Origin of the sequence: Thioclava electrotropha, assembly GCF_002085925.2 — a bacterium.
GTDB lineage: Bacteria > Pseudomonadota > Alphaproteobacteria > Rhodobacterales > Rhodobacteraceae > Thioclava > Thioclava electrotropha.
The window spans coordinates 546,209-571,623 of the sequence record NZ_CP053562.1 but is presented as its reverse complement, the minus strand read 5'-3'; the positions used below and the strand labels follow the sequence as shown (position 1 = coordinate 571,623).

Here is a 25,415-nt window from a genome sequence, read left to right as displayed (position 1 = left end):
TCACCGCTCCTTCAGCTTCACGCGATTGTTGTAGACATTCATCACGCCCGAGATCGACAGCGAGATCGCGAGGTAGATCAGCATCATCAGCGTGATCGCCTCAAGCTCGCGCCCGGTCTGGTTCAGGGTGATGCCGCCCAACGTTCCGCGCAGTTCCAGATAGCCCACGGCGATCGCGAGCGAGGAGTTCTTCGTCAGGTTCAGATATTGCGAGATCAGCGGCGGGATGATGACCCGCAGCGCCTGCGGCAGGATCACGAGGCTCATCGTGCGATTGGCCCGCAGACCCAGCGCGAAGGCGGCCTCGGTCTGGCCTTTCGAGATGGCGAGGATACCGGCGCGGACGATCTCGGCGATGAAGGCCGCCGTATAGAGCGACAGGCCGAGCCAGAGCGCCACGAAGGAGTTCGACACGTTCGTGCCGCCTGTGAAGTTGAAGCCCTTGATCTGGGGCTCTTCGGGATTGATCCCGAGCGCAATGGCGAGGATCACAACGGGCGCGATCAGCACGAGCGCGCTCTTCCACCACATTGTAGGTCGGACCCCGGTCGACTCCTGCACTTTAGCGGCATGGGTCAGCATCCGCTTGTTCACCCAGATCGAAGCAATCAGCACGATCACCAGCGCAAGGAAGTTGAGCGAGATCGGTGCAAGCGCCGTGTCGAGCGAACCGAGCGAGCGATCGAAATGCACCGACGGGATCGCGGTGTAGCGGTTGGTGAAAGCGACCGAGTCGAGCAGCATCGAAGCCTGTGCCTCGCCCGTCTGCTGGTTCACCTTATAGGCGTTGGGCGACGGGGCCACATCGGTCAGCAACGCGATCGCCACCAGGATCCACAGCAGCACCGGAATGTTGCGGAAGACCTCGACATAGACGGTCATCAGCCGCGCCACGAGCCAGTTCTTCGACAGGCGCAGCACGCCCACGAAGATCCCGATGATCGTCGCGGCGACGCAGCCCAGGAAGGACACCCAGAGCGTATTGATGAGGCCGACAAGCAGCGCACGTCCGTGGCTCATGTCGTTGTTATACGGGATGATCGCATTGCCGATATCGTAACCGGCCCTCTGCCCGAGGAAGGAGAAATTGAAATCCTTCCCGAGGTCGTTGAGGTTCTGGATCACATTGTCCACCAGCCATGCCGCGCCGCCCATCACGAGGATGAAGACGATCGCCTGAATCGTCAGGGAGCGATAACGCGTGTCATAGATAAGCTGGCTGAGCCGGAAGCCCTGCTCCGGCGCGTCGGGCGCGCTTGTCATTCTTATTTCCCCTGTTGCCGCGTCGTTATTTTTGTCTGGCCATTCTTGCGGGCCTTAATGGGGATGTCTCCCCTACGCACGGTCTCTTGAAAACGGAACAGGGGCGCGGATTGAACCGCGCCCCTGCCGGGCCCTTCTTAGCGGAAGGGAGGAGCGTACATCAGACCGCCTTGGGTCCACTGAGCGTTCAGGCCACGGGCCAGACCGATCGGGGTCTGCTCGCCAATGGTCGCGGCGAAGATTTCACCGTAGTTGCCGTTGGCCTTGATGGCTTTGACGGCCCAATCCTTGTCGAGGCCGATCATCGCGCCGAGGTCACCCTCGGTGCCGAGCAGGCGGTTGACTTCCGGGTTGTCGGTGCCTTTGGCCAGCTCGTCGATATTGGCCGAGGTCACGCCGTATTCTTCAGCACCGATCAGCGCGAAGACGGTCCAGCGGACGATGTCGGTCCACTGATCGTCGCCCTGACGGACGGCCGGAGCCAGCGGCTCTTTCGAGATGATTTCCGGCAGGATCACGTAGTCGGCCGGGTTCGCGAAAGCGGCGCGGGTCGCGGCGAGGCCGGACGCGTCGGTGGTGTAGGCGTCACAAGCGCCGGCGAGGAACTGCTGTTCGCCCTCGGCGTTCGAATCAACCGTGATCGGCTGATAGGACATGTTGTTGGCCTTGAAGTAGTCGGCGAGGTTCAGCTCGGTCGTGGTACCAGTCTGGATACAGATCGACGCACCGTCGAGTTCCTTGGCCGAGGTCACGCCCGAATCCTTGCGGACCATGAAGCCCTGACCGTCGTAGTAGTTGGTCGCGGTGAACTGGAGCTTCAGGTCGGTGTCGCGCGAGAAGGTCCAGGTGGTGTTGCGTGCGAGCAGGTCCACTTCGCCCGAACCGAGCGCGGTGAAGCGCGTCTGGCCCGAGGTGGGGACGTATTTAACCTTCGAGGGGTCGCCCAGCACAGCGGCGGCGACGGCCTGGCAGACCGCGACGTCGAAGCCGGACCAGTTACCGTTGGCATCCGGCGCGGCGAAGCCCACGAGACCGGTGTTCACGCCGCAGATCAGCTCTCCGCGCGATTTCACGTCATCGAGCGTGGCCGCGCCAGCCAGACCGGCAGTCAGCGTCGCAGCCGTCAGCGCGCCGAAAAAGACGGATTTCTTCATTTTTACCTCTTCCTGTTGTCGCCGCTCTGACAGAGCGGTTCTTGGTCCCTCACGGACCTGGTCGATCGTGTCTCCATGACACGGAGTAACGAAAGTTTGGTCCATCCGATCAAAGAAGGTCAAGGCTAGTTTCCGGAATTCGTGAGAGCCCCTGCGTAAATCGTCAGCAACTGCCGATGCTTTTGGCAGGTCAATAAGCGGCGTGAGAATCCCAGGCGGTCACCTTTCGGTGAGCGTCCAGATTCGAGCCGCGTCACACAGCGCCTCGCGCTTGTGTGCTGCGATCTCCGCTGCCTCTTCGTCATCGCCCCATTGGGCGATTTGCCAGTCTTCGTCGAGCCGCGAGAGCTCCCATGCTTCCTCGGCCGAGAGCCTGCCGCGGGTGACCGCCAGCCCGAGGACGAGGGAGCCGGTGATGCCCACGAGATCATGCAGAGCTGCCAGCGCGAAGGGGTCGAGGTTTGCCACCTCCGCCTCCAGCCGCGCCAGATGGTCGGCAGGCTGATCGACCGGCAGGATGCCCGTCGTGACCTTCAGCTCCGCGCCATAGGTTTGCGCCGCCCATTCCAGCAGCGGGTCCCATTTCGCGCTCTGAAGCTCGACCAGTTCCGTCGGAGCCTCGGCGCGGTAGCACAGAAGATCGGTGCCGCCGAATTCGCAGACATGGGTGACGACCTCGGGATGCTGATGCGCCACTTTGTCGATCGCCGCATTGGCAGAGCGGGTGACGGGCATCGTATGGGGTTTGATCGCGCCGTCCTGCGCGTCCCATTCGGCCGCGATGGCCTCGGCATAGGCGCGGGTCGGCACGGTCAGCGCGGCTTTCGCCGGCGTCTTCACCGCACGCCCGTCCAGCGCCACGCCAAACCCCTCGGCGTGCTCGGTGACGGTGGTTTTCGTCCAGAACCGCTTGGCCGCCCATTCGCTCATGCGCTCATCTCCCACAGATCCAGAAGTGTCGTTTCCAGCCCGTCGAAATCATCGACCATCTGATGCGCGCCCGCCGCTTCGAGCAGGTGCGGCGCGTGGTAGCCCCAGCGCACGCCGATCGTCGCGACGCCCGCGCTGCGGCCCATCTCGATATCGAAGCTGGTATCGCCGATCATCACCGCGTCGCGTGCGTCCACGCCCGCCTCGCTCAACGCCGCGCCGATCATCGACGGGTGCGGCTTGGAGGGGTGATCGTCGGCGGTCTGTTGGCTGACGAACAGCCTTTCCAACCCGTGATACTCGATCAGTGCCCGCAGGCCGCGGCGGGACTTGCCGGTGGCGACCGCCAGAAGCATGTCGTCGCGCGCGGCGAGCTTGCGCAGCAGCGCCTCTGCCCCGGGATAGAGCGGCGCAGGCGAAGCCGCGCGGGCGGTCTTGTAGCTTTGCTTGTATCCCTCGACGATGCGCGCCTGCGTCTCGGCATCGTGCTCCGGCGCAAGCCGCGCCACCGCAAGCGGCAGCGACAGACCGACGATCTGCAACACGGCGGAGGCCGACGGGGCCGGCAGGCCTGCCGCCTCGAACCCAATCGTCATCGCGTGGGTGATGTGGTTCTGGCTATCCGAGATCGTGCCATCGACGTCGAAGATCGCGAGCTTCATTTCAGATCCTCGAACGGATCGGCGGGCACGTCTTTTTCGTGCCAATCCAGCAGGTTCCAGGTCCGCTTCATGTGCTCGGGCAGCGGCGCGGTCAGCGTGATACGCTTGCCGCTGATCGGATGGTCGAAGCTGATCTGACGGGCATGCAGGTGCAGCTTGCGGGAAATCTCGCCGCCCAATTGCGCGCCCCAGCCGTCGCCCATGTTCTCCTGGCTCGAACCGCCATATTTGCCGTCGCCGATGATCGGGCTGCCGATCTCGGCCATATGCGCGCGCAGCTGGTGGGTCCGCCCGGTGATCGGCACCAGCGCGACCCAGCTGACCCGCTGGCCGAGAATGTGCAGCGTGAAGTAATCGGTGGTCGCGCGCTTGGCGCCTTCGGTCTTGTCGACCTTGGCGGGATGGATGCAGATCATCTTCTCGCCTTCGCCGCCGCGCCCGTGACCCGGCGCTTTCACCAGACCGAAGCGGATCGTGCCGGTCTTCGGTTCGGGCGCGCCCGCGACGGCCGCCCAATAGATCTTGCGCGTGGTCTTGCCGCGGAACGCCTCGGACAGGCGGCGCGCGACGCGGTCGGTGCGCGCCAGCAGCAGCACGCCCGAAGTGTCCTTATCGAGACGATGCACCAGCTTCGGCTTGTCCTTGTAGCCGAATGTCAGCGCCTCGCTCAGCCCGTCGACATGGCGATTGCCCTGCCCCGAGCCGCCCTGAGAGGGCAGCCCCGGCGGTTTGTTGAGCGCGATGATATGCTCGTCCTTCCACAGCACGCAGCTCTGGATGAATTTCGCATCCTCCTCCGAAATGCCCTCGGTCCTCGGCGCGGGCGCGGAATCGGGAATCGGCGGCACGCGGATCTCCTGCCCCGGCGCGACGCGCGAATTGGCCTTCACCCGACCCTTGTCCACGCGCAGATCGCCTTTGCGGCAGAACTTTTCGATCATGCCCTGAGACAGATGCGGGAAACGCTTTTTCAGGAACCTGTCGAGGCGCTGTTCGCCCTCGTCCTCGGTGACGGTGATATGCTGGACGCCGCTCATAGCATGGCCCTCATCAATAGAACGCCCGCGACGAGGCCCAGAAGCCCCGCGCCGACCGACAGTCCGATATAGCTGACTGCCAATGTGACATCGCCTTTCTCGATCAAGCGATAGGCTTCGAGCGAGAAAGAGGAGAATGTGGTGAAGCCGCCGAGAAAGCCGGTCGCGAGGAAGGCGTTCCAATGGGTCAGCTGCTTGTCACCGACGAACACCACGAGCGCGCCCATCAGGAACGAGCCGAGGATATTCACCGTGATGACGCCCAGCGGGAAAGGCTGCGCGCCGAAGCTGCGCATCATTCCGACGCCGACGAGGTACCGCCCCGATGCGCCCATCGCGCCGCCAAGCGCGACCTGCAAGATCGTAGAAAGCATCGCTGTCTCCTTTGGCGCCCTAAGAGCGGTCACAGGCCTGAATGTCAAGATTTGCGCTGTTCGCGCAGCTTGGCAAACCAGTCGACCCGCTTTTTCAACTCGCGCTCGAAGCCACGCTCGACGGGCTGATAGAGGACCGGGCGCTTCATCGTGTCGGGGAAGTAGTTCTGCCCCGAGAAGCCGTCCTCGGCGTCGTGGTCATAGGCATAGCCCGCGCCATAGCCCTGTTCGGACATCAGTTTGGTCGGGGCGTTGAGGATATGCTTGGGCGGCGGCTCCGATCCGGTCTTCTGCGCCTGCGCCCGCGCACCTTTGTAGGCGACGTAGCCCGCGTTGGATTTCGGGGCGAGCGCGAGATAGATCACCGTCTGCGCCAGCGCCAGCTCCCCCTCGGGCGAGCCGATCCGCTCGTAGATTTCCCACGCATGGAGCGCATGGGTCTGGGCCTGCGGGTCGGCCAGCCCGATATCCTCGACCGCCATGCGCACGAAGCGCCGCGCGAGATAGCGCGGGTCCTCGCCGCCCTCCAGCATCCGCGCGAACCAATAGAGCGCAGCATCCGGGTCCGATCCGCGCACGGATTTATGGAGCGCCGAGATCAGATTGTAATGCTCATCGCCGGATTTGTCGTATTTCGCTGCGCGGCGCATCAGCCGGGTCGACAGCGCGTCGGTGTCGAGCGTGCCGGTGACTTTCCACGCCGCCACCTGCTCGATCAGGTTGAGAAGCGCGCGGCCGTCCCCATCGGCCATTTCCAGCAGCGCCTCGCGCGCCTTGCCGGTCAGCGGCAGCGGACGATCGAGCGCTTTCTCGGCGCGCTGCGCGAGGCGTTCGAGATCGGCGAGGTCGAGCCGCTCCAGCACCATGACCTGTGCCCGGCTGAGCACAGCGGCGTTCAGTTCGAAGCTCGGGTTCTCGGTGGTGGCGCCCACCAGCATGATCGTGCCGTCTTCCATATGCGGCAGGAAGCTGTCCTGCTGCGCCTTGTTGAAGCGGTGGATCTCGTCGACGAAGAGGAGCGTTCCCCTGCCCTGCCCGCGCCGCAGCTTGGCGGCCTCGAAGACTTTGCGCAGTTCCGGCACGCCGGTGAAGATTGCGGAAATCTGGACGAAGGCGCGATCGGAGGCATCGGCCAGCAGTCGCGCGATGGTGGTCTTGCCGACACCCGGCGGCCCCCAGAGGATCAGCGATCCGAGCGAGCCTGCGGCCAGCATTGCCCCCAAAGGCCCGTCGGGGCCAAGCACCTGTTCCTGACCGATCACCTCACCCAGAGTTTTCGGGCGGATGCGATCAGCGAGCGGGCGCGGCGCTTCGGGCGCAGGCGCATTGGGGGCGGGGGGCGTGTCGAATAGGTCGGCCATGATGGCGTGAACCTAGTGTCTCGCTCCGCCAACGAAAAGCCCCCGCGCGTGTGGGGCGCACGGGGGCTCTAATCTTTCCCATCCCTTTAATGAAGGTTTTGGGAAAAGTTCATCGATACGACCTGGTTCTTGATCCCGTCGATCTCCAGCACCGGTCCCATCGCAGTCATGTCCACGCCAACCCGACCCGCCCAACGCGGCCAATTCGCGTTCAGAAGGGTAAGAGCGGAGCTTGCGCCGAGTTCACGCGCCGAATTGCCGATTTCCTGCACGAGACGCGCATGAACCTTGCGGCGCATCGCCATCGGCACATCGTGGGACACAAAGAGACGCGAGCTTTCCCAGACAGTCTCGCTGACCGGAGCTTCGTCATAGAGAAGATTGGACGGGATCGTCGCGAGCAGCCCCCGCTGCGCATCGCGGATCATGTAGCTGTAGATCCCGCAGGTCGTCGTCGTGGGCGTCAGACGGTTGCCTGCCAGCACCTTGCCCAGCTCGTCATGGACGACCACCCAGCGGCTCGCCGGGGTGTCATACTGGTCATATTCCATGCCCATCGCTTCTGGGAGATCCCATTTATTCTGGACAATGAAGAGCTCGCGCCTGGCGCGCAGCATGTTTGCGAAAAGCTCACCGTGATTATGAAAATTGGTGAACGAAAGCGTAGTGGTCTGCATGTCTTCCTCCTGCAGGTTAGTCACAGTACAGCCGTGCGGAGGGTCAACAACACTATAACAGGCGGAAATCCTTTGCGCGCTGAATAGCTTCGGCGGTCGTCCGAGCCATCAGTCTTGCGCGCGCAGAATTCAGCCGCGCCTTGAGCGCGCTTTCCGAAATTCCAAGTTTCGCGGCCGCCGCCGCGTGTCGGTCACCCCCAGCAACACAGCGCAGGGCTTCGATCTGAGCTCTCGTGAGTTCCTCAGGCGGTTGAGTCATGTCGTGCAATTCGCGCACGATAAGCTCAAAGGTCTCGATCTCGGGTAGGTCGAATTCCCGATCATCGCGCGCCATGCTTGCGATAGTACGGGACCGGATCGGGCCGCATGAGACTGTCGCCCCGTAGATCAGACCATAGTGTTTGGCCTCATCGAAGAGACGGAAAGGATCGGGTAACCGCGGGTCGCTCCACCGGATTGAGCCGGTCTCGCTAAACCCCCAAGCAGTCATAGGGTCACGGAGCACATAGCCGTTTGCGGTATAATGATCGAGCCAGGCTTTGTCGTAAGTCTGGAACGTCATCAAAGGCGCCGTAAAACGAATATGCAGTCCAACAAAATAACCGCTTGGAGCTAAACGATCCAAGTCACGAAGTTTCAAATCGATTCTGCTCTGTATCGACATATCTTTTTAGACAGTTTGGAATTAACCCGGTCAACTTAAAAGTGTTCGCGCCGTGCGGAGTTCGCTCCGACAGTGACATTACGTCCCTACCCGCCCACGCGCTTACACTCGCGAATGCGCATCATCTGCGCAATAACCTTTTGCGTGAGAAATGCGGGAAAATGCAGGCGGAAATAAGAAAATCCCGCCTAATAGGCGGGATTTCGCAATTCTCATTGATTTCGCAGGGAAATCGATCGCGAGGATCAATCCTCGGCAGCCTCTTCGGCTTCGACGCGTGCCTTATCTGCCGCACCTTTTGCGTCCAGATCGCGCTCGACGAATTCGATGATCGCCATCGGAGCCATGTCGCCGTAACGGAAACCGGCTTTCATAATGCGAACGTAGCCGCCCTGACGGTCCTTGTAGCGCGGGCCGAGGATGTCGAAGAGTTTCGCGACATACTGGTCCTGCTTGAGCTGCGAGGCCGCCTGACGGCGTGCGTGCAGATCACCGCGCTTGGCGAGCGTGATCAGCTTCTCGATGACCGGGCGCAGTTCTTTCGCCTTCGGCAGGGTCGTCTTGATCTGCTCGTGCTCGATCAGCGAGCCAGCCATGTTGGCGAAGAGCGCCTTGCGGTGCTCATGGGTACGGTTGAGGCGGCGGTAGCCACGTGCGTGACGCATTGTCTATCTCCAATCTTGCGTTTTGCTTTGTCAGGCCAGCGATGCGTGTCACCGGCTCACCTTGGGGTCTTGTGACCCAGATCGTCCCCGGCAGTCCGGGCATTGGAGGGGCGTTTAGCCAACGCCCCTCAATTCGTCAATCAGAACTGGTCTTCGAAACGCTTGGCCAGATCTTCGATGTTCTCCGGCGGCCAATCTTCGACTTCCATCCCGAGATGCAGGCCCATGCCCGAGAGCACTTCCTTGATCTCGTTCAGCGACTTGCGGCCGAAGTTCGGGGTGCGGAGCATCTCGGCTTCGGTCTTCTGGATCAGGTCGCCGATGTAGACGATGTTGTCGTTTTTCAGGCAGTTTGCCGAACGCACGGACAGTTCCAGCTCGTCCACTTTCTTCAGCAGAAGCGGGTTGAACTCGAGACCGTCGTCCTGGTCCTGCTTGCCAGCCGATTCCGGCTCTTCGAAGTTCACGAAGATCGACAGCTGGTCCTGCAGGATGCGAGCAGCGAAAGCCACCGCATCCTCGGCCGAGAGCGACCCGTCGGTCTCGACCTTCATGGTCAGCTTGTCGTAGTCCAGAACCTGACCTTCACGGGTCGGCTGCACTTCGTAGGCAACTTTCTTCACCGGCGAGTAGATCGCGTCGACCGGGATCAGGCCAATCGGCGCATCCTCGGGACGGTTCTTGTCGGCGGCGACGTAGCCCTTGCCGGTGTTCACGGTCAATTCCATGAACAGGTCGGCGCCATCGTCGAGGTGGCAGATCACGTGATCCTTGTTCAGGACCTCGATGCCCGCGGTCTCGGTGATGTCGCCAGCGGTCACGACGCCCGGGCCCTTGGCCGAGATCGAGAGGCGCTTCGGACCTTCAACGTCCATACGCAGAGCCACGCCCTTGAGGTTCAGGACGATGTCGGTCACGTCTTCACGAACGCCTGCGACCGAGGAGAACTCGTGCAGCACGTTGTCGATCTGTACGCTGGTGATCGCGGCGCCCTGAAGCGACGAGAGCAGCACGCGGCGCAGTGCGTTGCCGAGCGTCAGGCCAAAGCCACGCTCGAGCGGTTCAGCGACGATCGTCGCCTGACGCAGCGGGTCGTTGCCGGGCTTGATTTCAAGCTGCGTCGGCTTGATGAGTTCAGCCCAATTCTTGTGGATCATGCGTTTGCCTCCATACCTGTCCCAGACCCATGCCCAAAGTCGGGGACGCCCGAGGATAAAACCGAAAAATGCGGGCGGGCCGCACGGGAAATCCGCACGGCCCGACCGTCGTAATCTTGATTAGACGCGGCGACGCTTCGGCGGGCGGCAGCCGTTATGGGCGATCGGGGTCACGTCACGGATCGAGGTGACGGTCAGACCGACCGCAGCCAGCGCGCGCAGCGCCGATTCACGACCCGAACCGGGGCCCTGAACTTCGACGTCCACGGTGCGCAGACCGTGATCCTGAGCCTTCTTGGCCGCATCTTCTGCAGCCATCTGAGCGGCGTAGGGGGTCGACTTACGCGAGCCCTTGAAGCCCATCGTGCCAGCCGACGACCACGAGATCGCGTTGCCCTGCACGTCAGAGATCAGGATTTTGGTGTTGTTGAACGAGGAGTTCACATGAACGACGCCAGCGGCGATGTTCTTGCGTTCCTTGCGCTTAGCGCGAACCTTATCACGAGCCATTTGTCCTGCCTCCCCTTACTTCTTCTTGCCAGCGATGGGTTTCGCCGGACCTTTGCGCGTACGCGCATTCGTATGGGTGCGCTGACCGCGCACGGGCAGGTTGCGACGGTGACGCAGGCCACGGTAGCAGCCGAGATCCATCAGGCGCTTGACGTTCATCTGAACTTCACGGCGCAGGTCGCCCTCGACGGTGTAGTTGGCGTCGATATGTTCGCGGATGGCGAGCACTTCGGAATCCGAAAGCTCGTTGACGCGGCGGGTCACGTCGACACCGGTAGCTTCGCAGATCTGCTTAGCCGAGTGAGGACCGATCCCGGTGATGTAGGTAAGTGCGATCGGGACGCGTTTCCCGGTCGGAATGTTGACGCCAGCAATACGTGCCAAAGCGTGTATCCTTTCGTTGCGAGCCCGTAACCCCAGGCCCTTTTTTCACAACACGAGGCCCGAAACTGGCGCTTCGGACCCCACGATTAACTCCCTCGAGAATCTTCCCTTCTCGGAAACGATTCCCGTCGGAGACGCCGTGACCTAGAGGTAAACGCCCTCCGGGTCAAGGCTTCATTTACGATTGCTCTTGCTGATCGAGAATTCGTGCGATCGAGGTCGCCACGGTCTCGATTTCGGCCAGCCCGTCGATCGTGAACAGATCGCCCGCGTGGTAGTAGTAGCCGATCAGCGGAGAAGTCTTCTTGTAATACTCCATCAACCGGGTGCGCAGGCTGTCTTCGTTGTCGTCAGCGCGGCGCTTCACGTCGGTGCTGCCGCACTTTTCGCATTTGCCGTCTGCGGGCCAGGGTTTGGTCTGGTCGTGATAGACCTCGCCGCAGCCGCCGCAGGTCGAGCGACCGGTGATGCGGGCGACGAGCGCTTCGTCATCGACCTGCATCTCGATCACCGCGTCGAGCTTGGTGCCCATCTTGGCGAGCAGCTTGCCCAGGGCGTCGGCCTGTCCCAGCGTGCGCGGGAAGCCGTCGAAGATGAAGCCCTCGCCACCGGCAGCGAGCTTTTCCTCGATCAGACCGATGACGATCTCGTCGGTCACGAGCTGGCCCTTGGCCATGACATCGGCGACGAGATTGCCCATCTCGGTGCCCGAGTCCTTCGCTTCACGCAGCATGTCGCCGGTGGAGAGTTGGACCATGCCGCGCTCTTCGACGAGACGGCGGGCCTGGGTGCCCTTGCCCGCGCCGGGCGGGCCGAGAAGAATGATATTTGCCATGTCGGCTCCCCCTGAAAACGCTTGGCGGATTTAGCGGCGCGCGGGCGGCTTGCGCGGCCCCTTCTTCTTCTTGCCCGAACGGCCGCGAAGTTGCGAGCGCTCGATCAGACCCTCGTATTGGTGGGCCAGAAGATGCGACTGAATTTGGTTGATGGTGTCCATCGACACGGTGACCACGATCAGGACCGAGGTGCCGCCGAAGTAGAACGGGATGGACAGCTGCGAACGCAGGATCTCGGGAAGAAGGCAGACCGCGGCGAGATAGGCGGAACCGATCACGAGAATGCGGCTGACGACGTAGTCGAGATATTCCTCGGTCTTCTTGCCGGGACGGATGCCGGGCACGAAGCCGCCTTGGCTCTTCAGGTTGTCTGCGACCTCGTCCGATTTGAACGACACGTTCGCGGTGTAGAAGTAGGCGAAGAACACGATCATCGCGACGTAGAACAGCAGATACAGCGGCTGACCCGGCCCGAAATAGGCGAGGATCGTCGACATCACCGGACCGGTGTTCTGGCCCGAGAAGGTCGCGATGGTGGTCGGCAGCAGCAGCAGCGACGAGGCGAAGATCGCCGGGATGACGCCCGCCGGGTTCACCTTGATCGGCAGGTGGCTGGAGCCGCCGTCATAGACCTTCATCCCCACCTGACGGCGCGGATACTGGATATGGATCTTGCGCAGGGCGCGTTCCATGAAGACGACGAAGGTGATCACGATCGCGATCATCAGGATCACCCCGAGGATCACCGGAGTGGAGATCGCACCGGCGCGGCCCTGCTCGAGGAAGCGGGCCAGAGCCGCCGGGATTTCCGCGACGATACCGACGAAGATGATCAGCGAGATGCCGTTGCCGATGCCGCGTGCGGTGATCTGCTCACCCAGCCACATCAGGAACATGGTGCCGCCGACGAGCGTGATGACCACGGCAGCGACGAAGAACAGGCCCGGATCATGCGCCAGATCGCCCTTTTCGAGCGACACGGCCAGACCCCATGCCTGGAAGGTCGCCAGAGCAACGGTCGCATAGCGCGTGATCTGGTTGATCTTCTTGCGGCCCTGCTCGCCTTCCTTCTTCATCTGCTCAAGTGCGGGCACCAGAGCGGTCAGAAGCTGGATGATGATCGAGGCCGAGATGTAGGGCATGATGCCGAGCGCGAAGACGCCCATCCGGCCGAGCGCACCGCCCGTGAACATCGACAACACGCCGCCGAGGCCAGAGCCCGCGCTTTGCATGAATTCGCGCAGTGCCTGCGCGTCGATGCCCGGAACCGGAATATAGGTCCCGAGGCGGTAGATGATCAGCAAACCAATGGTGAAGAAGATGCGCTGGCGCAGCTCGGTGGCTTTGCCCAGGGCGTCCCAGCTGAGGTTCGCCGCCATTTGCTCTGCAGCAGATGCCATATGCTCGTCTCTTTCATGTAAAGCGCCGCCCAACCGGTTCCCGGTCGGCGGCGCCTAGAAAACCTTCGCCTATGTAATCGGGCCGGGGCCCGCTCACAACAGCTTATTCAGCGGCCTGCGCCACCGTGACCGAGCCGCCAGCCTTCTCGACAGCCTCAACGGCCGATTTCGAAGCGCCGGTGACCTTCAGAGCCACTTTCGACTTGATGTCGCCCTTGGCGAGAACACGCACGCCATCGAGCTTGCGGCGCACGACACCGGCCGCGACCAGCGCGTCTTCGGTGATGTCCGACTTCGCGTCGAGCTTGCCGGCCTCGATGAATTTCTCGATCTGGCCGAGGTTCACGACGTTGAACTTCTTCGCGTTCGGCTTGGTGAAGCCACGCTTCGGAAGACGACGATAGAGCGGCATCTGGCCGCCTTCGTAACCGTTCAGGGCCACACCCGAACGCGACTTCTGACCTTTGATACCACGGCCAGCCATCTTGCCTTTGCCCGAGCCGGGACCGCGGGCGACGCGTTTTTTCTTCTGGGATGCGCCTTCGTTGTCGCGCAGTTCATTGAGTTTCATATCGCTTCTCCTTGCCGGAACACCTTCCCGAAGCGAGTGCGGAAGGGACACGGCTTTTCGTGTTGATTCTGATGCGGCCGTCGGGCCACCGGGGGCGTATAGTGCGTTTGCCCCGCGCACGCAACTCCCGCGTTTTCGCGCAATCGGGGCGGTCTCGCAGCTAGCGCGCGCCCTGCCCCACCGGGCTGGTCGCCCGAAGGTCGCGCGCCTCAGGCGTGGTATGGCGCCGCCGGTCTCCCGACACCCTATCACGATGCCGCGATGAGCCAGCCGGTGGTCTATATAGACGCCAACGCGCCGGTCGGCGAGCCCGAGCAGACGAAGCTGACCGCACGACCGGGGCCTTCTCTTATCCCGCGCGGCGCTTGACCTTCCCGCCCCGCGCTCGCTACTGCAGATGCAGCATTGGCGAGGGACTTTCATGACGCGCATCGTGATCACCGGCACCGCAGGCTTCATCGGCTACCATCTGGCGAAGCTCTTGCTCGACGAAGGCTATCGGGTGCATGGCTATGACGGAATGACCGACTATTATGATGTCGCCCTGAAACAGCGCCGCCATGCGATGCTGCTGCAGAACCCGAATTTCTCCGCGACCGAGGGGATGCTCGAAGATCTCGAGACGTTCGACGCGATGGCGGATGAGTTCAAACCCGAGATCATCGTCCATCTCGCAGCCCAAGCGGGCGTGCGCTACAGCCTCGAGCAGCCCCGCGCCTATATCGACGCCAATATCGTCGGCACCTTCAACGTGATGGAGGCCGCGCGCCGCCATGAGGTGCGGCACCTTCTGATGGCCTCGACCTCCTCTGTCTACGGCGCGAACGAGGACATGCCCTATGCCGAGACCGACAAGGCCGACACGCAGCTGACGATCTATGCCGCGACGAAGAAGGCAACCGAGTCGATGGGCCATTCCTATGCCCATCTGTGGAACCTGCCGACGACGATGTTCCGCTTCTTCACGGTCTACGGGCCGTGGGGACGTCCGGACATGGCGCTGTTCAAGTTCACCGATGCGATCCTCAACGACCGCCCGATCGACATCTATAACCATGGCGAGATGTATCGCGACTTCACCTATGTCGAAGACCTCGTGCGCGGCATCCGCCTGCTGATCGACGCGGCCCCCGAGCGCCCCGCCTCGCGTGACGAGATCGCCGAGGGCGACAGCCTCTCGCCCGTGGCCCCCTACCGGGTCGTCAATATCGGCAATTCGGACAAGGTGAAGCTTCTGGATTTCGTCGATGCGCTGGAGGCCGAGCTGGGCCGCCCCGCGCAGCGCAATTACATGGAGATGCAGAAAGGCGACGTGCCCGCGACCTGGGCCGATGCCTCGCTTCTGCAATCCCTCACTGGATACCGTCCGCAGACCGATGTGCGCGAGGGGATCGCGAAATTCGTGGCGTGGTTCCGCGACTATTACGGGAAATAACCCGCCGGCCCCTTGCCGCAGCGCAGCGATCGCCTAAGTCACGGGGCTGATACCCGGCGCTACACCTATTTTCGGAGACTACCCATGACGCTCGAACCCCGCCACGCGCGGGCCGTGATCCTGTCGCTGGCCCTCGGCACTTTCGGTATCGGCGTGATCGAGTTCGCGTCCATGGGGCTGCTGCCCTATTACGCGGCCGATTTCGGGATCTCCGAGGCGCGGGCGGGTCATGCGATCTCGGCCTATGCGCTTGGCGTTGTGATCGGCGCGCCGCTTCTGGCGGTGATCGGCGCGAAAATCCCGCGCAAGCAATTCCTGATCGGGTTAATGGGGTTCTATGCGGTGGCGAACCTGCTGGCCGGCTTCGCCCCGAATATGGATTCCTTCATGGCGGCGCGCTTCGCCTCGGGCCTGCCGCATGGCGCCTATTTCGGGATGGCGATGCTGTTCGCCGCCGATCTGATGCCGGTAGGCAAACGCGCGCAGGGCATCGCGATGGTGATCACCGGGTTGACCATCGCGAATATCGTGGGCGTGCCGCTCGCAGGTGCGATCGGGCAGAATTTCGGCTGGCGCTGGGGCTTTGCCATCGTCGCGGTGATCTGCGCGGCCTCCGCATTGATGATCGCGCGCGTCGCCCCCGCGACGCCGCGCGACCCGAATGCCAGCCCGATGCGCGAGCTGGGCGCGCTCGCCAATCGCTCGGTCTGGTTGACGCTGCTCGTGGGCTCGATCGGCTTCGGCGGCATCTTCGCGGTCTATTCCTACCTGTCGGCGGCGATGATCGACACGCAGGCAGGCCCCGCCTGGACGATCCCCGTGGCGCTTTCCGCCTTCGGCGTGGGCGGCACGCTAGGCAACTGGATCTCGGGCAAGCTGTCGGACTGGTCGCGCTTCGGCGCGGGCGTGATCCTGCTTTGCGGGATGATCGTGATGTCGATCCTCTACACCTTCACGATCGGCAACTGGGTGGCGATGTCCGTGGCGATGATCGCACTGGGGTCGACCGCCGGGATGGTGATCCCGATGCAGATGCGTCTGATGGAGGTCGCGGGCGAGGCCCAGACCCTGGCCGCCGCCCTCAACCACGCGGCTTTCAACCTCGCCAATGCGATTGGGCCATTCCTTGCCGGGATCGCGCTTGCGAACGGCTATGGCTGGACGGCCACCGGCTATGTCGGCGCGGGGCTGGCGGCGGCGGGGCTCGTCTTCCTCGCCATCGCATGGCTCGATAGCCGCCGCCCCGCCGCCGTTCCCGCTTAGGCCTTCTCGATGCGGACCGGGACGCCCTTGGAGCCGGGCGTCTTCGACAGCTCGTCATTGAGCCCCACCGGCACCAGCACGTTGCATTCCGGGTAATAGCCCCCGACCGTGCCGCGCGGCAGTTCGAACGTAATGACCTTCAGCCCGGTCTTGCGGCGCGCGACGCCGTCATCCATGTCGCCATGGACCACGACCGGATCGCCGTGCTCGAGCCCGAGATCGGCCATGTCGATCTTGTTCATCAACAGCACGTCGCGCGTCCCTTCGATGCCGCGGAACCGGTCCGAATAGCCGTAGATCGTGGTGTTGAACTGGTCGTTCGAGCGCATGGTGATCATCCGGAAACGGCCCGGCTTGTCGTCGAAGCCAAGCGCGTTCAGCTTGGACGGCGTGGTGAATTCCAGCTTGCCGCTTTCCGTCTTCCAGATGCGATCATGCGCCGGGTTGCCGCGCCAGAAGCCGCCCGGCTCGTTCATCCGCGCGTTGAAGCCACGGAAGTCGTCCGGGTAGGTCGCCTCGATCAGATCGCGGACAACAGAATAATCCTTCACCCATTCGTCCCATTGCAGCTTCGGGTTCGGATCGCAGGCGGCTTTCGCAATGCCGCAGGTGATCGCCAGTTCGGACTTCAGCTTGTCCGAGGCGGGCGCGCTTTTGCCAAGCGAGCCGTGGATCTTCGAGAAGCTGTCCTCGACCGAGACATATTGATTGCCGCTCTCCTGCTCGTCCTTCTCGGACCGGCTGAGACATGGCAGGATATAGGCCACCTCGCCCGGATAGAGATGCGAGCGGTTGAGCTTGGTCGAGATCATCACCGTCAGCTTCTGCTTCGGCCAGGCCTCTTCGATCCGCTCGCTGTCAGGCAGCGCGCGCACGAGGTTGCCGCCAAGCGAGAACATGGCCGAAACCTTGCCTTCCATCATCGCCTGCGCCGCATCGACGATGTGATAGCCGTCTTCCTGCGGCGGCTCGAAGCCGTAAAGCTCGCGGAGCTTGTCCATCGGGATCAGCTTGGCCTTCTCGGCAATGCCCACCGTACGCTGGCCCTGCACGTTCGAATGCCCGCGCACCGGACAGCAGCCCGCGCCCTTGCGGCCGATATTGCCGCGTAGCGCGAGAAAGTTCACCAGCATGCCGATATTGGTCGCGCCATGGGCATGCTGGGTCAGCCCCATGCCATAGACGCCGATGACCTTCTCGGCGTGGATATAGATGTCGGCCGCCTGACGCAGTTCGGCCTCGGACAGCCCGCATTCTTCTGTGATCTTTTCCCATGGCGTCGTCCGGCAGAAGGTCAGGAACCCGTCATAATTGACCGCGTGTTCCTTCAGGAAGTCCCAGTCGATGATCGCCGAGCGGCCCTGTGCCTGCGCTTTTTCGTCCTCTTCGATCACCGCTTTGCACAGGCCGGTTAGCGCCGCGATATCCGAGCCCGCTTTGAGCTGGTGATATTGATCGGAGATGATCGTCTCACGCCCCGTCGCCATGTCACGGATGTTCTGCGGATCGACGAAGCTGACGAGCCCCTGCTCTTTCACCGGGTTGAAGGTGACGATCTTCGCGCCGCGATCCTTCGCCGCCTTGAGCGGATGCAGGAAGCGTGGCGAGTTGGTGCCGGGGTTCTGGCCGAAGAAGAAGTAACAATCGGTCTCCTCCAGGTCTTCCCAAAGCACCGTGCCCACCGACGACCCGATCACCTTCTTCAGGCCGACCGACGTCGTCTCGTGGCACATGTTCGAGCTTTGCGGCAGGTTGTTGTTGCCATAGGCGCGCGCCATCAGCGCCCAGAGGTAGCTGGCCTCCAGCCCGGCATGGCCCGAGGAGTAGAACACGACCTCTTGCTTCGGCAGGTCCTTGAGGATCGACCCGATCTCGGAGAAGGCCTCGTCCCAGCTCACCTCGACATAGCGATCGGAGGCGCGGTCGTAGCGCATCGGCGCAGTCAGGCGGCCGGTCTTTTCCAGCTCGTGGTCGGACCAGTCCATCAGGTCCGAGACCGTGTGGTCGTCCCAGAACTCGGGCGTGTGGCGCGACTTGGTCATCTCCCACAGCGTCGCCTTCGCCCCATTTTCGCAAAATTCGAACGGGTGGTAATTGGCGGGTTTCGGGAAGGCGCAGGACGAGCACATGAGACCGCCCGGTTTGTTCTGACGCTCCAGCTCGCGCAGCACATCCGGCGAGGGCCACGAGTCGCCAAAGACCCGGGCGATGCCCCGCATCGAGCCCCAACCACCGGAGGGGCCGCTCTCTTCGGGTAGTTTATCAAGCTTGTCAGACATGGCGCGTAGCTCCTCCGGGGTCGATCCGCGCACATGAAATTGCGCGCGCCCCAACGGGCGCGCGCAGGCCAGCCGACCGGCTGAAGTCCGCAGAGGGAAAGGCTCTGCATATGATGCGCGGGATGTGGGTCACATCGTTCCAACCCTGCCTGCGCCCGGTCGGTTCCGGCCGTCCCGTAGCCTCACTCAGTAGTGATGCTCATGCTCCGATGTCTTGCCGCGGAACACCCAATATGCGTAGGCCGTATAGGCCAGAATGATCGGCAGGAAGATCGCCGCACCGACCAGAATGAAGCCCTGCGACATTGCCGTCGTCGAAGCCTCGCGGATCGTGATCGAGGCGGGCACGATATAGGGGAAGATCGACAGACCGAGCCCCATGAAGCACAGGATGAAGATCGCAATCCCCGAAAGATAGGCGACCACGCCCCGATCCGAGCGGATCGCGGTCCAGTAGCCGAAGCCCGCCACCATCAGCAAAAGCGGCACCACGGCGCTCCAGATGACGCCCGGCCACTGGAACCAGCGGTGATAATATTCGGGATGCAGGAACGGCGTCGCGAGCGAGGCGAGAGCGATAAACCCGAGTGTCGCGATCAGCGACACCTGCCCGACGCGCCGCGCGAGATCATAGAGCCCGTGCGAGGTCTTGATGACGAGCCAGGCAGAACCCAGCATCACATAGCCCGCGACCAGCGCCAGCGCCGTGCCGAGCGAGAACCAGCTCACCCAGTCGAACGGCCCGCCGGTAAAGGTGCGCCCGGTCACTTCGGGGCCGCGCAGCAGCCCACCAAGGATCGCGCCCTGCGCCAGCGTCGCGATCAGCGAGCCGCCGAAGAACGCCTTGTCCCAGAGCTTCTGCCAGCGCCGGGTCTTGCCGCGAAACTCGAAGGCCACGCCACGAAAGGCGAGCGAGAGCAGCATGATGATGATCGGAACATAAAGCGCGTTCAGGATGATCCCGTAGGCCAGCGGGAAAACGGCGAGCAGACCGCCCCCGCCCATCACCAGCCATGTCTCGTTACCGTCCCAGACCGGCGCGACCGAATTCATCGCGCGGGTTCGGTTCTCCTCGGAGCCGAGGAAGGGAAAGAGGATGCCGATGCCGAGGTCGAACCCGTCGAGCACCACATAGGTCAGGATCGCGAAGGCGATGATCGCCGCCCAGATGTCGGGCAGGTAATGGGCGAAGCCGCTCATACGTGGGCCTCCTCTTTCTCGGTCGTCACATCGTTGGCGAGCATCGCGCCCGCCACGCCGCCGGCGCGCTGGGGCGTATTCTCCACCGGCTCCGCCGACTCCGGCCCGCGCCGCATCAGTCGCAGCAGGTAGAAGGTGCCCGAGCCGAACAGGAAGGCATAAACGACCACGAAGCCAATCAGCGCCGCCCAAGCTGCGCCATGGCTGAGGTTCGACACCGATTCCGCGGTCGTGAAGTGACCGTAGACCGTATAGGGCTGGCGGCCGAATTCGGTGGTGAACCAGCCCATGATGATCGCGAGGAACCCGCCCGGCGCGAAGACCAGCGCCATTTTGTGGAACAGCCCCGGCTCGTGCAGGCGCTTGCGCCACATCAGCCAGCCGCCCCAGAGCCCGATCGCCGCGAAGGCGAAGCCGAGACCCACCATGATGCGGAAGGTGAAGAAGACGATCGTCATCGGCGGGCGTTCATTCGCCGGGAAGTCCCCGAGGCCGGGCACTTCGCCGTCGAGCGAGTGCGTCAGGATCAGCGAGGACGCATAGGGCACCTCGATCTTGTAATCGGTGCGCTCCTGGCTCGGGTTCGGGATGCCGAACAGGATCAGGCCTGCGCCCTTGCTGGTCTCCCAATGCCCTTCCATCGCCGCGATCTTGGCGGGCTGATGTTCGAGCGTGTTGAGCCCGTGCTGGTCGCCTGCGAAAATCTGGATCGGCGCGGTCACGAGGATCATCGCCACCGCCATGCGGAACATCGTGCGCACCGCATCATCCGCCGTGCCCTTGATATGGTGCCAAGCCCCGACCCCAGCCACGACGAGCGCCGTGGTCAGGTAGGCCGCCAGCACCATATGCACGAAGCGATAGGGCAGCGAGGGATTGAAGATCACCTCCCACCAATCCTTCGGAATGAACTGGCCGACATCGTTCATCGCAAAGCCCGCGGGCGTCTGCATCCAGCTGTTCACGGAGAGGATCCAGAAGGCCGAGAGCAACGTCCCGAAGGCCACCATCGTCACGGCGAACATGTAGATCCACTTGTTCACCCGGTTGCGCCCGAAGAGCATGATCCCGAGGAAGCCCGCCTCGAGGAAGAAGGCCGTCATCACCTCGTAGCCCATCAGCGGCCCGATCACCGGTCCCGCCTTGTCGGAGAAATGCGCGAAGTTCAGGCCGAACTCGTAGGACATAACGACGCCAGAGACGACGCCCATCCCGAAGACCACCGCGAAGATATGCTTCCAGAACTCGAATATCCTCAGGAAGACCTCCTTGCCGGTAATCATCCGCAGGGCTTCCAGCACCATCAGGTAACTGGCCGTCCCGATGGAGAAGGCTGGAAAGACGATATGCGCCGAGACGACGAAGGCGAATTGCGCCCGCGCCAGATCGAGTGTCGGTATGTCGAAAATGCTCATGGCCGTCCGCGTTTCTGCACGTTGCGTGATAAGAACTAGACTTACCCAAGGATACGGCAACCGCCGGAGCGTGGTTCAAAGCCCAACTGGGACGGGTTGTCGCAGCCAAAGAAAAAAGCCCGCACGGAGATCCGCACGGGCTTCATCAGTTCAATGCCGCTTATTTCAGGCGACTTGTTTGAGGGCGCTTTCTTCCGGGATGAACTCCTCATGGAGCGCCTTGATAACGGGTTTCAGATCACCGCGTTCGAGCACGTATTGCACATCGACATTGCGCGGACCCTGAGTCGCACCGAGGCTTTCCATGCCCGCTTTCGCGATCGCCTGCAGACCCCGGGTCAGAACCGAGAGGCCCTTCAGGTCGCGCCCGATGACCGAAGCCATTGACAGCATCCGCGCCGAGATTTCCGCCGAAGGGTAGATCTCGCAGAGGTCTTTCTCGACCTTCTGGAGCACTTCGATCGGCGCGTCGACATAGTGGGTAATCGTGTTGGCGTTCGACGCTTTCGACACGATGCGCACGCCATGACGCGTCAACACTTCGAGGATTTTAGCGTCGTAGCCCTTCACGCCGACCATGTCCTGTTCGAACACTTCCAGCGCGATGATATCGAGCCCGGTCACCATCTCGACCGCCGCTTCCTTGGCAGGCTTGTCGTCGATCAGCGTGCCCGGATCGCCCGGGTCGAACGCGTTGGTGACGCGCAGCGGAACGTCCGCCTGGCGCAGGGTCTTGGCGGCTTTCGGGTGGATCGCCTCCATGCCCATGTTCGACATCTGGTCGGCCACGTCATAGTTCGTGTGACCCAGCTTGCGCACCTTGCCTTCGCCCACCAGCTTCGGGTCGGCGGAGGACAGGTGGAATTCCTTGTGAATGATCGCCTCGCGCGCGCCGGTGAGAGCTGCGAGCTTCGAGAAGGTCACCTCGGAATAGCCACGGTCGAATTCCCGCATCAGGCCTTCGGCGCATTGCGCATAGCCCGTCACGATCGGCATCTCGGTCGCGGGGTCGACATCCTTCATCGCACCCATGATCCGGCCTTCGAGATCGTGGTCGGTCTCATCGCGCCAACCGGACAGGTCGACGAGACGTGCGTTCACGCCGTTGCGCTGCAGTAGGAGCGTGGTGACGAAAGCGGAATGCGCCTCGCCCAGACCTGACAGCAGCTCGCGAATCTGCAGCATGTGCTGCGAGAGCCGGAAGTGCCCGTAGGAGCACAGACGCTGCAGGTCGATCAGGCAGTTGCGCGCGCCTTCGATACGCTCACGCACGAACTCGGTGGCCTGCGCGATGTCGCCCGGGTGCTCGAGCACCTTCTCATGCGCTTCGACCATCGCGGACGAGACGCGGCTCAGCGCCTCGTGCCAGCCATGTTCGCTATCGGCCTTGGCAAATTGCGCATAGACGCCTGCCTCGCCCGACTTCTTATGTTCGAGCAGCAGATTGGTGATGCCACCAAACGCCGAGACGACGAAAATGCGGTTGTAAAGAACGGCGCCCTTGCGGTCTCCGATGAACAGCGTGTCGAGCAACTCGTCCACGCGGCTCATCGAGGTGCCGCCAATCTTTTCGACTGTGTGATTCTGGTGGGTCAATTTGGCCCCCTTACGAATTTTCCAGTTCTTCGGCCGGCGCATACGAGCCGTCCTCACGGTGAACCTCGTTACCGGTCACCGGCGGGTTGAAGCAGCAAGCCATGACGAGGTCTTCGTCACCCGCGACGAGGCGGTGATGGTCATGCAGGTTCAGCGCATACATGACACCCGGCTTGATTTCGTGGCGCGTGCCGTTGTCGAGCTCGGTGATGTGGCCGTTGCCCGAGATGCAGTAGACGCTCTCGAAATGGTGCTTGTAGTGGAACGTGTGGTCCGAACCGGCCTTAAGCGTGGTGATGTGGAAGCTGAAGCCCATCTTGTCGTCGGCGAGCAGCATGCGCACGCTGCTCCAATCGGCGTCGGACACGTCGCGGTCGGTGTTTTTAAGCTTGTTGAAATCACGAACGATCATGTGATGTGTCTCCGTATCTGAATTTCTTGGTCGCTGGGGGAGGCAGCGGCGGATTATTCCGCCGCGATGTCCGTGCGCTCGCCGGTCACCTCGGTGGCGGCTTCGCGCAGGATTTCCAGACCCTTGCGGAATTGTTCCATCGGCGTGGTCAGCGGCGCGAGAACCTTCACGACCTGGTCGTCATTGCCCGAGGTTTCGATCACGAGACCTTTCTCGAAGCAGCGGCCACAGATCGCCGAAGCAAGCTCGCCGGTGCCGACATCGACACCCTGCATCAGACCACGGCCCTTGAGGAAGGCACCCGGCACGAGATCGGCCACAGCGGCCAGACCTTCCCGCAGGACGTCCGATTTCACGGCCAGTTCCTTCTGGAACTTGTCGTCGGCCCAGAACTTCTCGATCGCCACGGTGGCGGTCACGAAGGCATGGGTGTTGCCGCGGAAGGTACCGTTATGCTCGGCCGGGCCGAACACGTCGTAGTCGGGACGCACCAGAACCAGCGCCATCGGCATGCCGAAGCCCGAGATCGACTTCGCCTGGGTCACGACGTCCGGCATCACGTCCATCTCCTCGAAGGAGAAGAAGGTGCCGGTGCGGCCGCAGCCAGCCTGAATGTCGTCGATGATGAACAGCGCACCGTGCTTGCGGGCAACTTGCTCGACGCCCTTCACGAATTCCGGGCTTGCGGCGTTGAGGCCGCCCTCGCCCTGAACCGTCTCCAGCATGATCGCCGCCGGAGCGTCGATACCGCCCGAGGCGTCCGAGAGCATTTGGTCGAGCAGCGCGACCGAATCTACACCATCGGCATAGGCGTCATAGGGCATGCGGGTCACGCCATGCGTGTCCATGCCAGCGCCACCGCGGTGGTAGCCGTTGCCGGTCGCCGCCAGCGCGCCCATGGTCACGCCATGGAAGCCGTTGGTGAAGGCGATGATGTTGGTGCGGCCGGTCGCCTTGCGCGCGATCTTCATCGCGGCTTCGACGGCATTCGCACCGGTCGGGCCGATGAACATCAGCTTATGGTCCATGCCGCGCGGCGCGAGGATGTGCTCCTCGAACGCGCTCAGGAACTTGCCCTTGCTGTCGGTGTGCAGGTCGAGCGCGTGACCCATCTTGTTCTCGGTCAGGTGCTCGATCAGCGCCTGCTTCATGTCCGGGTCGTTATGCCCGTAGTTCAGCGACGAGCAACCGGCGAGGAAGTCGATATAGGTGTTGCCCTCGGCGTCGGTCAGTTCCGAGCCTTGCGCGCTGGTGAAAACGGTATCGAAGCCACGGCAGTAGGAGCGGGCCTCAGATTCGCGTTGGGTAAAGATCGTTTTATCCGTCGAATGAACGGTCATGGGGGACTCCATAGAATTGGGGGATGAGGAGGGTGCGCGGCCTGAGATCAGGCGGCGGCACGCGCCTCCTCGGGGAAGGTGATGGTGACCATATGCTCGGTCGAGGCATGGCCGTCGAAATGGTCTTCTTCGTGGAAGTGCGCCTCATCGGTCAGCTCGCCGCCCATCGAACGTGCGAAGGAGCGGAAGAGCGCCCAGCTCGCTTCGTTGCTTTCGGTGATGGTCGTCTTCAACTTGGTGCAGTCTTCGGCGACGTCGCGCTGGATGAGGTGGCGCAGCATGCGCTTACCAAGGCCAAGCCCGCGTGCGTCGGGGGAAACAGCCACTTGCCACACGAAGAACGTGTCCGGCTCGGACGGGGCGATGTAGCCCGAAATCCAGCCGACGACTTCGCCTTCGCGCTCCACGAGGACACAGGTGTCCCCGAAGTGATCGCACTGCAGAAGGTTGCAATACATCGAATTTTCATCAAGCGGCTTGCAGCGGCGGATCAGCTTCCAGATTTCGCTGCCGTCTTCGGACTCCGGCTTACGGAAGACCAGTTTAGAACCCTTCTTGATCGACTCGACTTGCGGCACGGCTCTTTCCTCTCGTTTGCTTCGGTAGCCTAAGTAGTTCATGTGGTCGAAAATTTCAACCACCTAACTAATGGAACCCGGAAAAGTTCCGCTCATAGCCTTATATTCTTGCTTATAAGCCCTAAATACCATTAGCATGACAAAGCAAATGAGTAAAAACGAACACGATAAACTTAGCAAAGCCAAGCAATTGCAGAGCACGGAACTCTCTGCGATACTGGGTCGTCTTGATAAAAAAGGGGCCCGCCGCCT

General features: G+C 62.4%; 25 protein-coding genes. 2 read left to right on the top strand and 23 right to left on the bottom strand.

What is annotated here, in order from left to right:
* The 16 genes from AKL02_RS02830 to rplO form a co-directional block, all read right to left on the bottom strand.
* Nucleotides 1-1,263: an amino acid ABC transporter permease gene (locus AKL02_RS02830; protein ID WP_083077694.1), complete on the bottom strand. Its 1,263-nt coding sequence runs from the start codon at nt 1,261-1,263 to the stop codon at nt 1-3.
* A gap of 137 nt (nt 1,264-1,400) precedes the next feature.
* Entirely contained in the window at nt 1,401-2,417 is a 1,017-nt protein-coding gene (locus AKL02_RS02825; protein WP_083077695.1) for an amino acid ABC transporter substrate-binding protein, read from the bottom strand.
* 219 nt (nt 2,418-2,636) lie between these two features.
* Entirely contained in the window at nt 2,637-3,347 is a 711-nt protein-coding gene (locus AKL02_RS02820; RefSeq protein WP_083077696.1) for an ATP12 family chaperone protein, read from the bottom strand.
* A complete protein-coding gene (locus AKL02_RS02815) occupies nt 3,344-4,009 on the bottom strand; it encodes an HAD-IA family hydrolase (protein WP_083077697.1) in 666 nt (221 codons plus the stop codon). The genes AKL02_RS02820 and AKL02_RS02815 overlap by 4 nt, the downstream gene beginning before the upstream one ends.
* Nucleotides 4,006-5,046, bottom strand: coding sequence for an RluA family pseudouridine synthase (locus tag AKL02_RS02810; RefSeq protein ID WP_083077698.1), 1,041 nt, complete (start codon nt 5,044-5,046; stop codon nt 4,006-4,008). The genes AKL02_RS02815 and AKL02_RS02810 overlap by 4 nt, the downstream gene beginning before the upstream one ends.
* On the bottom strand, nt 5,043-5,420 hold the full coding sequence (gene crcB / locus AKL02_RS02805; RefSeq protein ID WP_083077699.1) for a fluoride efflux transporter CrcB: 378 nt from the start codon (nt 5,418-5,420) through the stop codon (nt 5,043-5,045). The genes AKL02_RS02810 and crcB overlap by 4 nt, the downstream gene beginning before the upstream one ends.
* Nucleotides 5,421-5,464: 44 nt before the next feature.
* A complete protein-coding gene (locus AKL02_RS02800) occupies nt 5,465-6,781 on the bottom strand; it encodes a replication-associated recombination protein A (RefSeq protein ID WP_083077700.1) in 1,317 nt (438 codons plus the stop codon).
* Nucleotides 6,782-6,867: 86 nt separating this feature from the next.
* Entirely contained in the window at nt 6,868-7,458 is a 591-nt protein-coding gene (locus AKL02_RS02795; protein WP_078545313.1) for an acyl-homoserine-lactone synthase, read from the bottom strand.
* A gap of 52 nt (nt 7,459-7,510) precedes the next feature.
* Nucleotides 7,511-8,122, bottom strand: a complete 612-nt coding sequence (locus AKL02_RS02790) for an autoinducer binding domain-containing protein (protein ID WP_078521787.1) — start codon at nt 8,120-8,122, stop codon at nt 7,511-7,513.
* Nucleotides 8,123-8,367: 245 nt separating this feature from the next.
* Nucleotides 8,368-8,787, bottom strand: coding sequence for a 50S ribosomal protein L17 (rplQ, locus tag AKL02_RS02785; RefSeq protein ID WP_078521789.1), 420 nt, complete (start codon nt 8,785-8,787; stop codon nt 8,368-8,370).
* A gap of 140 nt (nt 8,788-8,927) precedes the next feature.
* The gene (locus tag AKL02_RS02780; RefSeq protein ID WP_075775948.1) at nt 8,928-9,944 is read right to left on the bottom strand and encodes a DNA-directed RNA polymerase subunit alpha; all 1,017 of its coding nucleotides are present in this window, start codon (nt 9,942-9,944) and stop codon (nt 8,928-8,930) included.
* Between the two features lie 120 nt (nt 9,945-10,064).
* Nucleotides 10,065-10,454: a 30S ribosomal protein S11 gene (gene rpsK / locus AKL02_RS02775; RefSeq protein ID WP_078521791.1), complete on the bottom strand. Its 390-nt coding sequence runs from the start codon at nt 10,452-10,454 to the stop codon at nt 10,065-10,067.
* Between the two features lie 15 nt (nt 10,455-10,469).
* Nucleotides 10,470-10,838 (bottom strand): 30S ribosomal protein S13, encoded by a 369-nt coding sequence (rpsM, locus tag AKL02_RS02770; RefSeq protein WP_078521793.1) that lies wholly within the window; start codon nt 10,836-10,838, stop codon nt 10,470-10,472.
* A gap of 178 nt (nt 10,839-11,016) precedes the next feature.
* Complete coding sequence (locus tag AKL02_RS02765) at nt 11,017-11,673, bottom strand: adenylate kinase (protein ID WP_083077701.1); 657 nt, start codon at nt 11,671-11,673, stop codon at nt 11,017-11,019.
* 30 nt (nt 11,674-11,703) lie between these two features.
* Complete coding sequence (gene secY, locus AKL02_RS02760) at nt 11,704-13,074, bottom strand: preprotein translocase subunit SecY (RefSeq protein ID WP_078540199.1); 1,371 nt, start codon at nt 13,072-13,074, stop codon at nt 11,704-11,706.
* A gap of 103 nt (nt 13,075-13,177) precedes the next feature.
* A complete protein-coding gene (rplO, locus tag AKL02_RS02755; protein ID WP_083077702.1) occupies nt 13,178-13,645 on the bottom strand; it encodes a 50S ribosomal protein L15 in 468 nt (155 codons plus the stop codon).
* Between the two features lie 421 nt (nt 13,646-14,066).
* Between rplO and AKL02_RS02750 the strand changes: the two genes are divergently transcribed.
* A complete protein-coding gene (locus AKL02_RS02750) occupies nt 14,067-15,080 on the top strand; it encodes an NAD-dependent epimerase/dehydratase family protein (protein ID WP_083077703.1) in 1,014 nt (337 codons plus the stop codon).
* Between the two features lie 84 nt (nt 15,081-15,164).
* Nucleotides 15,165-16,343: an MFS transporter gene (locus tag AKL02_RS02745; protein WP_078602049.1), complete on the top strand. Its 1,179-nt coding sequence runs from the start codon at nt 15,165-15,167 to the stop codon at nt 16,341-16,343.
* Here the strand turns inward: AKL02_RS02745 and AKL02_RS02740 are convergent.
* The 7 genes from AKL02_RS02740 to ectA form a co-directional block, all read right to left on the bottom strand.
* A complete protein-coding gene (locus AKL02_RS02740) occupies nt 16,340-18,622 on the bottom strand; it encodes an FdhF/YdeP family oxidoreductase (protein WP_083077704.1) in 2,283 nt (760 codons plus the stop codon). The genes AKL02_RS02745 and AKL02_RS02740 overlap by 4 nt on opposite strands.
* Nucleotides 18,623-18,808: 186 nt before the next feature.
* Nucleotides 18,809-19,822, bottom strand: coding sequence for a cytochrome d ubiquinol oxidase subunit II (cydB, locus tag AKL02_RS02735; RefSeq protein ID WP_083077705.1), 1,014 nt, complete (start codon nt 19,820-19,822; stop codon nt 18,809-18,811).
* A complete protein-coding gene (locus AKL02_RS02730; protein ID WP_083077706.1) occupies nt 19,819-21,237 on the bottom strand; it encodes a cytochrome ubiquinol oxidase subunit I in 1,419 nt (472 codons plus the stop codon). The genes cydB and AKL02_RS02730 overlap by 4 nt, the downstream gene beginning before the upstream one ends.
* Before the next feature lie 165 nt (nt 21,238-21,402).
* The gene (locus AKL02_RS02725) at nt 21,403-22,833 is read right to left on the bottom strand and encodes an aspartate kinase (RefSeq protein ID WP_269780186.1); all 1,431 of its coding nucleotides are present in this window, start codon (nt 22,831-22,833) and stop codon (nt 21,403-21,405) included.
* Between the two features lie 10 nt (nt 22,834-22,843).
* Nucleotides 22,844-23,245, bottom strand: a complete 402-nt coding sequence (locus AKL02_RS02720) for an ectoine synthase (protein ID WP_075775937.1) — start codon at nt 23,243-23,245, stop codon at nt 22,844-22,846.
* Between the two features lie 53 nt (nt 23,246-23,298).
* Nucleotides 23,299-24,585 (bottom strand): diaminobutyrate--2-oxoglutarate transaminase, encoded by a 1,287-nt coding sequence (ectB, locus tag AKL02_RS02715; protein WP_098409932.1) that lies wholly within the window; start codon nt 24,583-24,585, stop codon nt 23,299-23,301.
* A gap of 47 nt (nt 24,586-24,632) precedes the next feature.
* Nucleotides 24,633-25,163, bottom strand: coding sequence for a diaminobutyrate acetyltransferase (ectA, locus tag AKL02_RS02710; RefSeq protein ID WP_232621702.1), 531 nt, complete (start codon nt 25,161-25,163; stop codon nt 24,633-24,635).
* Nucleotides 25,164-25,415: the final 252 nt, after the last annotated feature.